This window comes from Nitrincola lacisaponensis (assembly GCF_000691225.1).
GTDB classification, from domain to species: Bacteria; Pseudomonadota; Gammaproteobacteria; order Pseudomonadales; family Balneatricaceae; genus Nitrincola; species Nitrincola lacisaponensis.
Genome location: NZ_JMSZ01000042.1, coordinates 257,884 through 270,640, shown reverse-complemented (window position 1 = coordinate 270,640; position 12,757 = coordinate 257,884). Strand labels below are relative to the sequence as shown.

Sequence of the window (12,757 nt, the reverse complement as noted above, 5' to 3'; positions counted from 1 at the left end):
GCGGGCGCTGCTGTTTATCAACCCAGGTTTGCCTGGTCTCTCAGGACAAACTTCTGAATTTTGCCCGTTGAGGTTTTGGGCAGATCACAAAACACCACTTTTTTCGGGATCTTGAAACGTGCCATATTGTCACGACAGAACTGAATAATATCAGCCTCACTGACCTCTCCAGCTGCAGAAGCCTTTAACGTCACAAAAGCACAGGGTACCTCACCCCATTTTTCATCATTCATGGCAACAACAGCCGCTTCCATGACCGCAGGATGACGATAGAGTACATCTTCAACCTCAATAGACGAGATATTTTCACCGCCAGATATGATGATATCTTTGGAGCGATCCTTGATCTCGATATAACCATCCGGATGCCAGACAGCCAGATCACCTGAATGGAACCAGCCACCCCGGAAAGAAGCATCAGTGGTTGTTGGGTTTTTAAGATACCCTTTCATCACCAGGTTGCCACGCATAAAGATTTCACCCAGTGTTTTGCCATCCTGCGCCACCGGTTCCAGTGTTTCAGGGTTAGCGACCATCAACCCTTCCAGCATGGGTGCGCGTACACCCTGACGCGATTTTAACCGCGCTTTCTCGGCAGCGGATTTCTCATCCCACTCCTCATGCCAGGCACAGACAACGCTGGGTCCATAGGTTTCGGTCAGGCCGTACACATGTGTAACTTTAAAGCCCATCTGCTCCATGCTTTCAATCACTGCCGCTGGGGGCGCAGCACCTGCTGTCATCACTTTGACCTGATGCTCAATACCTGCTTTCATCTCATCCGAGGCATTATTCAGCATGTTCAGAACAATTGGCGCACCACAGAAATGATCCACTTTTTCAGATTTGATCAGTGCATAAATATCGTCAGCACGGACATGACGCAGGCAGACACTGACTCCCGCCGTTGCTGCGATCGCCCAGGGGAAGCACCAGCCATTGCAGTGGAACATCGGCAGGGTCCAGAGATACACCGGATGATGGCCCATATTCCAGGACACGATATTGCTCATGGCGTTGAGATACGCACCACGGTGGTGATAGACCACCCCTTTAGGATCACCGGTAGTCCCTGAGGTATAGTTCAGCGTGATAGCGTCCCATTCATTGTCGGGCAGCTGCCAGACATATTCAGGATCACCTTCCGCGATAAAGGCTTCGTAGTCGAGGCTGCCGATCAATTCACCGCCTTCATAGGATGGATCATCAATATCGATGACCAGTGGCTTCTGTGCCATCATCCGTACTGCGCGCTGGATAACTTCAGAAAACTCACGATCCACCATCACGACCTTGGCTTCACCATGCTGCAGTATAAAGGCAATGGCTTCTGCATCCAGGCGGATATTCAGTGCATTCAGTACCGCACCGGTTGCAGGTACACCAAAATGCGCCTCAAAGACTTCCGGCAGATTAGGTGCCATCACCGCTACGGTATCTCCCTTACCAATACCGCGCTTTGTCAGTGCACTGGCCAGCTGTCGGCAGCGCCGAAAGGTTTCCAGCCAGGTGCGTCGCACACCGGTATGTACAACAGCTGTTCGCTGTGGAAACACATCCGCCGCACGTGCGATAAAGCTCAAGGGGCTGAGTGCGGTATAATTGGCTGGATTCTGATCCAAACCGAGGCTATAGGGATTATGATTTGACATTGTCATGTTATTCTCCAGTATTGTCCCTGTCATTCTGTGCAATAATACGTACTTTCCCTTATTTCACAAGACGACTTAAGACAAATACCGACTCTTCGTGCGCAACACAATAAGGAAAATAAATCGCATGACAGATTTGCAACAAGCACTACTGCACTGCCAGAAAGAAGCAAACCGCTATCGGCTGCTGGCGGAACAGTCCACCGATTTGATATCACGCCATACAGCCACTCCGGAATGGACCTTCATTGATGTCAATCCGGCGATCGAACCCCTGCTGGGTTATCGGGCAGAAGAAGTGATCGGTACATCTGGCTATGCCCTGTTTCACCCTGACGATGCCGATAATCTGAAAAACCGCACGGGCGATGTCCGCTATCGTGACGGTCTCTATACCAATGTGTATCGCTATCGACACAAGCGCGGCCATTATATCTGGTTCGAAACCACCAGCCGTACCATTCGCGATGAACTGGGACATCCGCTGGAAGTCATTTGTGTGTCTCGCGATGTCACTGAGCGAGAACTGGCCCAACAGGCTACGCGACGTCTGGCCAAGGTAGTCGAAGCTTCATCAGACATGATTCTGTTCTGTCAGCACACCAGCCTGATTCTGACCTATCAGAATGAGTCAGCCCAGCGAACCCTGAGCAGTGCCGGCCCCACTTTACGTAACCGCCTGCCCCATCTGTTTACAGAAGCACTCTTTCACGAAGCAGTAGTCCCTGCACTCAACCAGGCGGCACAACAGGGCAACTGGCACGGTGCCATCCCTATGGCGCTGGATGATGACAGTGGTCGCGTTGCTGAATTGCGTGAAGTTATTGCCCACCGTGACCGCAATAACCGCAAGCATGTGGACTACTACACACTGATCGGTCGTGATGTGACAGCTCGCAAACATGCCGAGCAACAATACAAGCGCCAACAAAATGAAATGGCGCACATGTCTCGACTGTTATCAGTCGGAGAGATGGCCACAGAGCTGGCACACGAGATCAATCAACCGCTGGCTACCATCCTGAACTATAGCAATGGTACCCTGCGACAGATTGAAGAACAGCAACTCAAGGATGTCTCGCAAACACGACGTGCCCTGGAACTGATCTCACGCCAGGCACACCGGGCGGCTGAAATCATCCGGCGTATTCGTCGTTTTGTGCAGCGTACCGAGGTGCAATATACCGCGTTTGATATCAACGACTGTTGTCATGAGGTCATGACATTTTTAAATCAGGATGCGCGTGATCAGCAGATCTGCTTCCAGTTTGACCTCGATCCAGACTGCCCAATCGTGTACGGGGACCGGGTACAGGTTGAACAGGTACTGATCAATCTGTTGAGAAACGCCATAGAGGCCTATGCCAGTCACCCTTGCGAATCGCCTCTGATTCAGATAAAAACACGTCAGGAAAATCAGCAGGTTCAGATCAGTGTATGCGATCAGGCAGGCGGCGTAGCTCCCGAGATGATGTCGCAGTTGTTTGAACCCTTCACCACCAGTAAAGTAAACGGCTTGGGAATGGGTTTATCCATCTCACGTTCACTGATTGAAAGTCATGGTGGCCAGCTCTGGGCCGAGAGCGATGGTCAAAGCCAGAGCTGCTTTCATTTCAAACTGCCATCGAGAAACACAGAATGAAAACAGATAACACATACGTATTCCTGGTAGACGATGACACGGACTTTCGCGACTCCATGCAATGGTTACTCAGTTCCGCAGGCTATAGCGTCATCTGTGCCGGCTCTGCCAGCGAATTTCTTGAACGTTATCAGGGAGAACAAGGCTGCCTGTTGCTTGATGTTCGCATGCCGGGAACCAATGGTCTGGCACTGCAGCAGATCCTGCAGGAACGGGATATTCAGTTGCCTGTCATTCTGATCAGTGGTCATGGCGACATCCCGATGGCTGTCAATGCCATCAAGGCTGGTGCGCTGGATTTTATTGAAAAGCCCTTCGATGATCGCCGGGTACTGAATCTGGTCAGCAAGGCTTTACAGGAGGCTGAACAGCGCTTTAAAGCCCATGGCGAAACACAGGCACTCAAGCAACGCTACCATAACCTGAGTCAGCGAGAGCGCGAAGTCATGGCACTGGTGATTGAGGGGCAAGCCAACCGCGAGATTGCGGAAGCACTCGGCATCAGCCCCAAAACAGTTGAGGTTCACCGTGCCCGGGTCATGTCCAAAATGCAGGCCAGCAGCTTGCCGGTACTGGTCAATATGGGCAATCGATTGACGCAATCAGGTATCACCCTGCCTTAGACAAAGGATTGAGCAGGGCTTGATCCTGATCAGTAGCATGACGCGTCATCAGACGGTAAAATAGTGTCCGTACAATAATTATAAATACAAGTTCAGGAACAATGGACGATGGATAAGATACTGGTCAGCGCCTGTCTGATGGGTGCCAAGGTACGTTATGATGGACGCGACAACCTGCTGGAGCATCCTGCCCTGCAACGCTGGAAGGCCCAGGGACGACTGTTAATGGTCTGCCCCGAGTCACTGGGAGGCCTGCCAACACCTCGGCCACCCGCAGAAACACAATCCCGCTTTCCTATTCTGGTGACCACCCGTGAAGGTGACGATGTCACGCCCGAATTTCTTGCTGGCGCTGAAGCCACTCTTAAGCTGGCCAAACAGCACAGTGTCTGTTGTGCGCTGATGAAATCCCGCAGCCCGTCCTGCGGCAATACGCAAATCTATGATGGCAGTTTCTCTGGCACCCTCACCGAAGCACCCGGCGTCGCAGCAGATGAACTGATTCGCAATGGAATACCGGTATTTAATGAACACCAGTTGGAAGAACTGATACGCTTTGTTGAAGCGCAGACCGAAGCGGCCTAAAATGAAGGCCATTTTTTCGTCAACTACGGAATCGCTTCCCTATGCGCGCCAGTCAATACCTGATTTCAACCCTGAAAGAAACCCCTTCCGATGCTGAAGTCATCAGCCATCAGCTGATGCTTCGGGCCGGTATGATCCGCAAACTGGCTTCAGGCCTCTATACCTGGTTGCCCCTGGGACTGCGGACACTGCGCAAGGTTGAACGTATCGTCCGCGAAGAGATGGATGCAGCAGGTGCCCAGGAAGTACTGATGCCCGCTGTACAGCCCGCCGAGCTGTGGCAGGAGTCTGGCCGCTGGGAGAAGTATGGCCCTGAGCTGCTGCGTATCCAGGACCGTCATCAACGTGACTTCTGTGTCGGCCCGACCCACGAAGAAGTGATTACCGACATGATTCGCCGGGAGATTCGCAGCTACAAGCAGTTGCCCGCCAATTTCTACCAGATTCAGACCAAGTTTCGTGACGAGATCCGTCCGCGCTTTGGTGTGATGCGCTCACGTGAGTTCATCATGAAGGATGCTTACTCCTTCCACACCAGCCGTGAATCATTACAGGAAACCTATGACCGCATGTATGACGCCTACAGTCGTATCTTTACCCGACTGGGGCTGGACTTCCGTCCTGTACTTGCGGACAACGGCTCTATTGGCGGCAACTCCTCGCATGAATTTCACGTGCTGGCCGCTTCTGGAGAAGATGATATTGCTTTCTCCGACAGCGGCAGCTATGCCGCCAACATTGAAAAAGCTGAAGCCCTGGCACCCGCAACTACACGCCCTGCGCCCAGCGAAGAGATGCGTCTGGTTGATACCCCTGATACCAAAACCATCGCTGCACTGGTAAACGGTTTTAATCTGGCAATCGAGAAGACCATTAAAACTCTGATCGTCGCAGCCAGTGATGAATGTGATGCAGACTTTGTCGCCTTGTTGATTCGCGGTGACCATGAACTGAATGAGATCAAGGCTGAAAAACTGCCTCAGGTTGCCAGCCCGCTGCGCATGGCAACGGAAGAAGAGATTCGTGCAGTAGTTGGCGCCGGGCCCGGTTCTCTCGGACCTATCAATTTGCCAATCCCCTGCATTATTGATCGCAGCGTTGCCGTGATGGCTGATTTTGGCGCCGGCGCGAACATCGATGACAAACACTATTTCGGCATTAACTGGGAACGTGATCTGCCCATGCCCGAAGTGGCTGATCTGCGCAATGTGGTTGCTGGCGATCCCAGCCCCTGCGGTCAGGGTACCCTGGAAATCAAGCGCGGTATTGAAGTCGGGCATGTGTTTCAACTGGGCAACAGTTACTCAACAGCAATGAACGCAACCGTGCTGGATGAAAACGGCAAAGCGGTGGTCATGGAGATGGGGTGTTACGGTATCGGTGTTACCCGTGTCGTCGCCGCTGCCATTGAGCAGAATCACGATGATAACGGCATCATCTGGTCTGAAGCCCTCGCCCCTTTCACCGTTGCACTGGTACCACTGAACTATGACAAGTCCGAAACCGTGCGTGAAAAAGCCGATGCACTGTATGCCGCACTGAATGCAGCCGGTATCGATGTATTCCTGGATGACCGCAAGGAGCGTCCTGGTGTGAAATTTGCCGATATGGAACTGATCGGCATTCCGCACCGTCTGGTCATTTCCGAGCGTGGTCTCAACAATGGCACACTGGAATACAAACACCGTCGCGATGCTGAATCACGCGATATTGCGGCAGATGATGCCCTCGCATTTCTGCAACAACAGCTGAGTTAATAGAGAAGACGGGGCACAGGCCGCTACAATACAGCCTGTGACCCGTACCACCTCAGTCTACAAATGCACGCTCGATCACGTATTCACCGTGCACACCCTTGCGGGTTTCCTTGAATCCCCAATCATCCAGTACTCGCGTCAAGTCCTGCAACATGGCTGGACTGCCGCACAACATAAAACGGTCATCTTCAAGGTTGGGTGCGGGCATACCCAGATCTTCAAACAACTTGCCATCCAGCATCAGGTTAGTGATACGTCCCTGATTGATGTAGGGCTCACGGGTCACTGTCGGGTAATAAAGCAGCTGCTCAGCGATTTGCTCACCAAAAAATTCATTTTTAGGTAATGCATGCTGAATCTCCTCCTGATATGCCAGCTCGGAAACGTGACGCACGCCGTGGACCAGAATGACTTTTTCGTAGAGTTCGTAGACCTCAGGGTCTTTGATAATACTCATGAACGGTGCCAGGCCGGTTCCGGTTGCCAACAAATACAGATGCTTGCCTGGCAACAAAAAATCAGTCAGTAACGTACCTGTTGGCTTACGACTGATATAGATCTGATCACCCGGCTGAATCTGCTGCAAACGCGATGTCAGCGGACCATCAGGCACCTTGATACTGAAAAACTCCAGATTTTCTTCATAATTGGCGCTGGCAATGCTGTAAGCTCGCAACAATGGCTTGCCTTCCACTTCCAGACCTATCATGGTGAAGTGTCCGTTTTTGAAACGAAAACCCTGATCACGGGTAGTTTTAAAGCTGAACAAGGTATCATTCCAGTGCTGCACTTCAAGCACTGTCTCTTTCTGCAGATTGGACATCCTCGATCTTCCCATTAAATGCAAATGAATAGTGTTTGCACTTTAACGCATCGGCTCATATAAAATAAAAGAATTATTAGATATTTTTTAATGCCATAAATGAATATAAAAAACACGCTTTCTATTAAGGATAGTCTAATATAAAGTAAACTGACTAAATTGGATCACTCGACTTAACAGAGGAGAGCACTATGGACTTGAAAGTAAATGTAGGCGGAATAGACAAAATTGCACGCATTCTGGTGGGCGCGATTCTGCTCATACTGGCAATCATGGGTACTGGCACACCCTGGACCTGGATCGGTATCCTGCCACTGATTACAGGGCTGGCAGGACGTTGCCCGGCATACAGCCTGTTGGGCATTAACACCTGCGGCATCAAAAAATAAGCCCAACAGGGTTGGGCTTCAAAGACCATGGAGGTTTTTAACAAGCCTCCATGTGTTCTCACTCAGGGGGACAACAAGCCTTGAGCAAAACTGAATCGCTTAAAATGCATCACCGGGAATACGCACCCAGCCTTCCATCAGTACCCGCGCACTGCGGCTCATCACCGCTTTGGTAGCCGTCCATTCACCGTCGACCAATGCAGCCGCGGCACCGACGCGCAGGGTGCCGGAAGGATGACCGAAGGTCACGGCATCCCGCTCTCCGCCACCGGCAGCCAGGTTCACCAGTGTGCCCGGCACGGCCGCAGCCGTGGCAATGGCTACAGAAGCCGTGCCCATCATGGCGTGGTGCAGCTTGCCCATGGAAAGCGCACGAACACAAAGATCAATATCACCCGCTTGCAGGTTTTTACCACTGGAGGTGACATAGTCTGTGGCCGGAGCAACAAAGGCGATCTTGGGGGTGTGCTGACGGGCGGCGGCTTCAGAAATATCCTTGATCAGACCCATCTTCACCGCGCCATAAGCACGCATGGTTTCAAATTTTGCCAGCGCCTCGGCATCCGAGTTGATGTCTTTCTGCAGCTCGGTACCGGTGTAACCGATATCCGCGGCATTGACAAAAATGGTCGGAATACCGGAGTTGATCATGGTGGCTTTGAAGGTGCCGATGCCGGGCACTTCCAGCTCATCCACCACATTACCGGTGGGGAACATCGAGCCTTCACCATCGGCGGGGTCCATGAACTCAATCACCACCTCGGCTGCCGGGAAGGTCACACCATCCAGTTCAAAATCACCGGTTTCCTGTACTTCACCGTTAGTGATCGGTACATGGGCAATGATGGTTTTACCGATGTTCTTCTGCCAGATACGCACGGTGCAGATGCCGTTTTCCGGAATGCGTGAAGCATCCACCAGACCCTTGCTGATGGCAAAGGCACCCACGGCACCGGTGAGGTTACCGCAGTTACCGGACCAGTCGACAAAGGCCTTATTGATGGCGACCTGACCAAACAGGTAATCCACATCGTGATCCGGCTGTTCACTTTTGGCCAGAATCACGGTTTTGGAGGTGCTGGAAGTGGCACCACCCATACCGTCAATCTGCTGGCCGTAAGGATCAGGACTGCCGATCACCCGCTGCAGAATCTTGTCACGTGCCTCACCCGGCACCTGCGCCACTTCGGGCAGGTCGGTCAGGCTGAAAAATACACCCTTGGAAGTGCCGCCGCGCATGTAGGTGGCGGGAATCTTGATCTGGGGAACACTGGACATAACATGTCTCCTTAAAAGGTTACAACACCCAATCTTCGGTGCAAGACGGGAACAGGTCTTATCTGTTTGGACACGCCGTGAACCCTTCCCTGGGGGCTCGCTGTTGCCATCCCTGGCAACAGACGGTCCAACCAGATAAGACCCGTTCCCTTCTATAGAGCGCAGTTACGCAGCACCTTCTAAGAAGTTCTGGGCGAAGCGCTGCAGTACACCACCCGCTTTGTAGACATTCAGCTCAGCGTAGGTGTCTAAACGACACAACATAGGCACTTTAACCTGTTCACCATTCTTGCGGTTGATGACCAAGGTCATGGTGCCACGGGGTGCCAGCTCGCCTTCCACATCGTAGGTTTCAGTACCATCCAGACCCAGGGTCTTGCGGGTGGTGCCAGCTTCAAACTGCAGCGGCAGCACACCCATACCGATCAGGTTGGTGCGGTGAATGCGCTCAAAACCTTCAGCGGCAATCACTTCCACACCGGCCAGACGCACACCCTTGGCAGCCCAGTCACGGGAAGAACCCTGACCATAATCCGCACCGGCCACAATGATCAGCGGCTGTTTGCGTTCCATGTAGGTTTCAATCGCTTCCCACATGCGCATGACCTTGCCTTCCGGCTCCACGCGCGCCAGTGAACCCTGTTTGACCTGACCATCCACCACGGCCATTTCGTTGATCAGTTTCGGGTTGGCAAAGGTGGCCCGCTGAGCGGTCAGGTGGTCACCACGGTGAGTGGCGTAAGAGTTGAAGTCTTCTTCCGGCACGCCCATCTTGTGCAGGTACTCACCGGCGGCAGAGTCCATCATGATGGCGTTGGACGGTGACAGGTGGTCGGTGGTGATGTTGTCCGGCAGGATGGCCAGCGGACGCATGCCTTTCATGGTGCGCTCACCGGCCAGAGCACCTTCCCAGTAAGGCGGACGACGGATGTAGGTGGACATCGGGCGCCAGTCATACAGTGGGCTTTCGGCTTCCTGACCACGATCCAGATCAAACATCGGGATGTAGACCTGCTTGAACTGTTCAGGCTTCACGCTGGAAGCCACAATGGCGTCGATTTCTTCATCAGACGGCCAGAGGTCTTTCAGGGTGATCGGGTTACCGTTCTTGTCGGTGCCCAGCACGTCTTTTTCGATGTCAAAACGCACGGTACCGGCCAGTGCATAAGCCACGACCAGTGGCGGTGACGCCAGGAAGGCCTGCTTGGCGTAGGGGTGAATACGGCCATCAAAGTTACGGTTACCGGACAGCACCGCCGTGGCGTAAAGGTCACGGTCGATGATTTCCTGCTGGATTTTCGGGTCCAGTGCACCGGACATGCCGTTACAGGTGGTGCAGGCATAAGCCACGATACCAAAACCGAGTTTTTCCAGCTCAGGCAGCAGACCGGCTTCTTCCAGATACAGGCGGGCGACTTTGGAGCCAGGCGCAAAGGAAGATTTAACCCAAGGCTTGCGCACCAGACCCAGCTCGTTGGCTTTTTTCGCCAGCAGACCGGCCGCGACCACGTTGCGCGGGTTGGAGGTGTTGGTACAGGAGGTGATGGCCGCAATGATGACCGCGCCATCAGGCATCAGGCCCTGCTCTTCCTGCTTGCGTGCTGCGTCCAGATTACCGGCAATGCCTTTGGCCGCCAGATCGCTGGTGGAAACACGGGCATGCGGGTTGGAAGGACCAGCCATGGTGCGAACCACGCTGGACAGGTCAAACTTCAATACACGCGGGTACTGGGCTTTGACCAGACTGTCAGCCCACAGGCCTGTGGTTTTGGCGTAGTTTTCAACCAGTGCCACCTGCTCCGGCTCACGACCGGTCAGCTTCAGGTAATCAAGGGTCTGCTCGTCGATGTAGAACATCGCGGCAGTGGCACCGTATTCCGGTGTCATGTTGGAGATGGTGGCGCGGTCACCGATGGACAGGCTGGAAGCACCTTCACCGAAGAACTCCAGGTAAGCACCGACGACTCGCTCCTTGCGCAGGAACTCGGTCAAGGCCAGGACGATATCCGTGGCCGTGATGCCGGGCTGACGCTTGCCCACCAGTTCCACACCGACGATATCCGGCAGGCGCATCATGGAAGGCAGACCCAGCATGACAGTTTCGGCTTCCAGACCACCGACACCGATGGCAATCACACCCAGGGCATCCACGTGCGGAGTGTGGGAATCCGTACCGACACAGGTATCGGGGAAAGCCACGCCATCACGTGCCTGAATCACCGGAGACATCTTCTCCAGGTTGATCTGGTGCATGATGCCGTTACCGGCAGGAATCACGTCGACGTTTTTGAACGCGGTTTTGGTCCACTCGATGAAGTGGAAACGGTCTTCGTTACGACGGTCTTCAATGGCACGGTTCTTTTCAAACGCATCGGGATCAAAACCGGGGGCTTCCACAGCCAGCGAGTGGTCAACAATCAGTTGGGTAGGTACCACCGGGTTGACCTTGGATGGATCACCGCCTTTTTCAGCGATGGCATCACGCAGACCGGCCAGATCCACCAGAGCGGTCTGACCCAGAATGTCGTGGCACACCACACGGGCGGGGTACCAGGGGAAGTCCAGCTCCTGCTTGCGCTCGATCAGCTGTTTCAGCGCATCGGTCAGGTCTTCGGGTTCACAGCGGCGCACCAGCTGTTCGGCCAGTACACGAGAGGTGTAAGGCAGGGTTTCATAAGCACCGGGCTGGATGGCTTCAACCGCCGCACGGGTGTCGAAGTAGTCAAGGCTGGTACCGGGAAGGGGTTTGCGGAATTCAGTATTCATTGTGGCTTACCATTAAAAAGGTTGGCTCAATCGGCAAGAATCTGGGTGGCACCGGCTGCCACCCTTTTATCAGTCCGGGCTTAGCTGCGCTCAGAGAGCGCAGGCACCGGACGACAGTCTTCACCCACATAATGAGCGCTTGGACGAATGATTTTTCCATCAATACGCTGTTCAATCACATGCGCGCTCCAACCCGATGTGCGCGAGATGACAAACAGTGGTGTAAACATATCTGTCGGCACACCCATCATGTGATAACTCACCGCAGAGAACCAATCGAGATTCGGGAACATCTTTTTCAGATCCCACATCACCGACTCCAGACGCTCGGCGATATCATACATTTTGGTATTGCCCTGCTCTTCAGACAGCTGCTTCGCTACCCGCTTGATCACTTCGTTACGTGGGTCAGACACGGTGTAAACCGGATGACCAAAGCCGATGATGACTTCCTTGCGGCCAACACGCTCACGAATATCCGCCTCAGCCTGATCCGGGCTGTCATACCGCTTCTGGATTTCGAACGCTTCTTCATTGGCCCCACCATGTTTCGGACCACGCAGCGCACCGATGGCGCCAGCAATACAACTGTAGAAGTCGGAGCCAGTACCGGCAATCACACGACTGGTGAAGGTGGAAGCATTAAATTCATGCTCCGCATAAAGAATGAGTGACGTGTGCATGGCACGCACCCAGGATTCACGCGGCTTTTCGCCGTGCAGCAGGTGCAGGAAATGCCCACCGATAGAATCATCATCCGTTTCCAGATCAATACGCTTGCCGTTGTAGGCATAGTGATACCAGTACAGCAGCATGGAACCCTGGCACGCCATCAGTTTATCGGCGATATCGCGTGCACCGGGATGATTGTGATCATCTTTCTCTGGCTTGATACAACCCAGGACAGACACACCGGTACGCATTACGTCCATCGGATGTGCAGAGGGTGGCAGCTGTTCCAGTGCAGCTTTCACCGCAGCAGGCAGGCCACGCAAGGCTTTGAGCTTGGCTTTATAGGCAGTCAGCTCAGCCAGTGTCGGCAATTTTCCGTGCACCAGCAGATACGCAACTTCTTCAAACTCACATGTCTCAGCCAGGTCCAGTATATTGTAACCACGATAGTGGAGTTCATTGCCGTTACGTCCCACAGTACAGAGAGCGGTGTTGCCGGCGGCGGTACCGGACAGGGCAACGGACTTCTTCGGCTTGGGCAGCACGGTATTATTATCGGACATGATTGAC

10 protein-coding genes are annotated in these 12,757 nt (G+C 53.4%); 5 read left to right on the top strand and 5 right to left on the bottom strand.

Annotated elements, in window-relative coordinates; translation table 11 throughout:
- Nucleotides 1-17 precede the first annotated feature (17 nt).
- Nucleotides 18-1,658 carry an acyl-CoA synthetase gene (locus tag ADINL_RS15470; protein ID WP_051632880.1) on the bottom strand — a complete coding sequence of 547 codons (1,641 nt, stop codon included), beginning with the start codon at nucleotides 1,656-1,658 and terminating at the stop codon, nucleotides 18-20.
- A gap of 121 nt (nucleotides 1,659-1,779) precedes the next feature.
- On the opposite strand from ADINL_RS15470, the gene ADINL_RS15465 reads away from it, so the two are divergent.
- From ADINL_RS15465 to ADINL_RS15450, 4 genes are all read left to right on the top strand, one after another.
- Nucleotides 1,780-3,294: a PAS domain S-box protein gene (locus tag ADINL_RS15465; protein ID WP_036550069.1), complete on the top strand. Its 1,515-nt coding sequence runs from the start codon at nucleotides 1,780-1,782 to the stop codon at nucleotides 3,292-3,294.
- Complete coding sequence (locus tag ADINL_RS15460) at nucleotides 3,291-3,917, top strand: response regulator transcription factor (RefSeq protein WP_036550067.1); 627 nt, start codon at nucleotides 3,291-3,293, stop codon at nucleotides 3,915-3,917. The genes ADINL_RS15465 and ADINL_RS15460 overlap by 4 nt, the downstream gene beginning before the upstream one ends.
- A 108-nt stretch (nucleotides 3,918-4,025) precedes the next feature.
- Nucleotides 4,026-4,502, top strand: coding sequence for a 2-thiouracil desulfurase family protein (locus ADINL_RS15455; RefSeq protein ID WP_036550065.1), 477 nt, complete (start codon nucleotides 4,026-4,028; stop codon nucleotides 4,500-4,502).
- 41 nt (nucleotides 4,503-4,543) lie between these two features.
- Entirely contained in the window at nucleotides 4,544-6,259 is a 1,716-nt protein-coding gene (locus tag ADINL_RS15450) for a proline--tRNA ligase (RefSeq protein WP_036550061.1), read from the top strand.
- Between the two features lie 52 nt (nucleotides 6,260-6,311).
- On the opposite strand, the gene ADINL_RS15445 is transcribed toward ADINL_RS15450, so the two are convergent.
- Nucleotides 6,312-7,082 (bottom strand): ferredoxin--NADP reductase, encoded by a 771-nt coding sequence (locus ADINL_RS15445; protein ID WP_036550058.1) that lies wholly within the window; start codon nucleotides 7,080-7,082, stop codon nucleotides 6,312-6,314.
- Between the two features lie 191 nt (nucleotides 7,083-7,273).
- On the opposite strand from ADINL_RS15445, the gene ADINL_RS15440 reads away from it, so the two are divergent.
- Entirely contained in the window at nucleotides 7,274-7,471 is a 198-nt protein-coding gene (locus ADINL_RS15440; RefSeq protein ID WP_462686717.1) for a YgaP family membrane protein, read from the top strand.
- Between the two features lie 99 nt (nucleotides 7,472-7,570).
- Here ADINL_RS15440 and prpF read toward each other — a convergent pair whose 3' ends face one another.
- From prpF to prpC, 3 genes are all read right to left on the bottom strand, one after another.
- The gene (gene prpF, locus ADINL_RS15435) at nucleotides 7,571-8,749 is read right to left on the bottom strand and encodes a 2-methylaconitate cis-trans isomerase PrpF (protein ID WP_036550055.1); all 1,179 of its coding nucleotides are present in this window, start codon (nucleotides 8,747-8,749) and stop codon (nucleotides 7,571-7,573) included.
- Between the two features lie 165 nt (nucleotides 8,750-8,914).
- Nucleotides 8,915-11,515: a Fe/S-dependent 2-methylisocitrate dehydratase AcnD gene (gene acnD / locus ADINL_RS15430; RefSeq protein WP_036550052.1), complete on the bottom strand. Its 2,601-nt coding sequence runs from the start codon at nucleotides 11,513-11,515 to the stop codon at nucleotides 8,915-8,917.
- Nucleotides 11,516-11,595: 80 nt separating this feature from the next.
- Nucleotides 11,596-12,750: a bifunctional 2-methylcitrate synthase/citrate synthase gene (prpC, locus tag ADINL_RS15425; protein ID WP_036550049.1), complete on the bottom strand. Its 1,155-nt coding sequence runs from the start codon at nucleotides 12,748-12,750 to the stop codon at nucleotides 11,596-11,598.
- Nucleotides 12,751-12,757 lie beyond the last annotated feature (7 nt).

Excerpts from the sequence above, each read along its gene's own strand:
- ADINL_RS15465 (WP_036550069.1), top strand. The coding sequence starts at position 1,780 with ATGACAGATTTGCAACAAGCACTACTGCACTGCCAGAAAGAAGCAAAC.
- acnD (WP_036550052.1), bottom strand. The coding sequence starts at position 11,515 with ATGAATACTGAATTCCGCAAACCCCTTCCCGGTACCAGCCTTGACTAC.
- ADINL_RS15460 (WP_036550067.1), top strand. The coding sequence starts at position 3,291 with ATGAAAACAGATAACACATACGTATTCCTGGTAGACGATGACACGGAC.
- ADINL_RS15450 (WP_036550061.1), top strand. The coding sequence starts at position 4,544 with ATGCGCGCCAGTCAATACCTGATTTCAACCCTGAAAGAAACCCCTTCC.
- prpC (WP_036550049.1), bottom strand. The coding sequence starts at position 12,750 with ATGTCCGATAATAATACCGTGCTGCCCAAGCCGAAGAAGTCCGTTGCC.
- ADINL_RS15470 (WP_051632880.1), bottom strand. The coding sequence starts at position 1,658 with ATGACAATGTCAAATCATAATCCCTATAGCCTCGGTTTGGATCAGAAT.
- ADINL_RS15445 (WP_036550058.1), bottom strand. The coding sequence starts at position 7,082 with ATGTCCAATCTGCAGAAAGAGACAGTGCTTGAAGTGCAGCACTGGAAT.
- ADINL_RS15440 (WP_462686717.1), top strand. The coding sequence starts at position 7,274 with ATGGACTTGAAAGTAAATGTAGGCGGAATAGACAAAATTGCACGCATT.
- prpF (WP_036550055.1), bottom strand. The coding sequence starts at position 8,749 with ATGTCCAGTGTTCCCCAGATCAAGATTCCCGCCACCTACATGCGCGGC.
- ADINL_RS15455 (WP_036550065.1), top strand. The coding sequence starts at position 4,026 with ATGGATAAGATACTGGTCAGCGCCTGTCTGATGGGTGCCAAGGTACGT.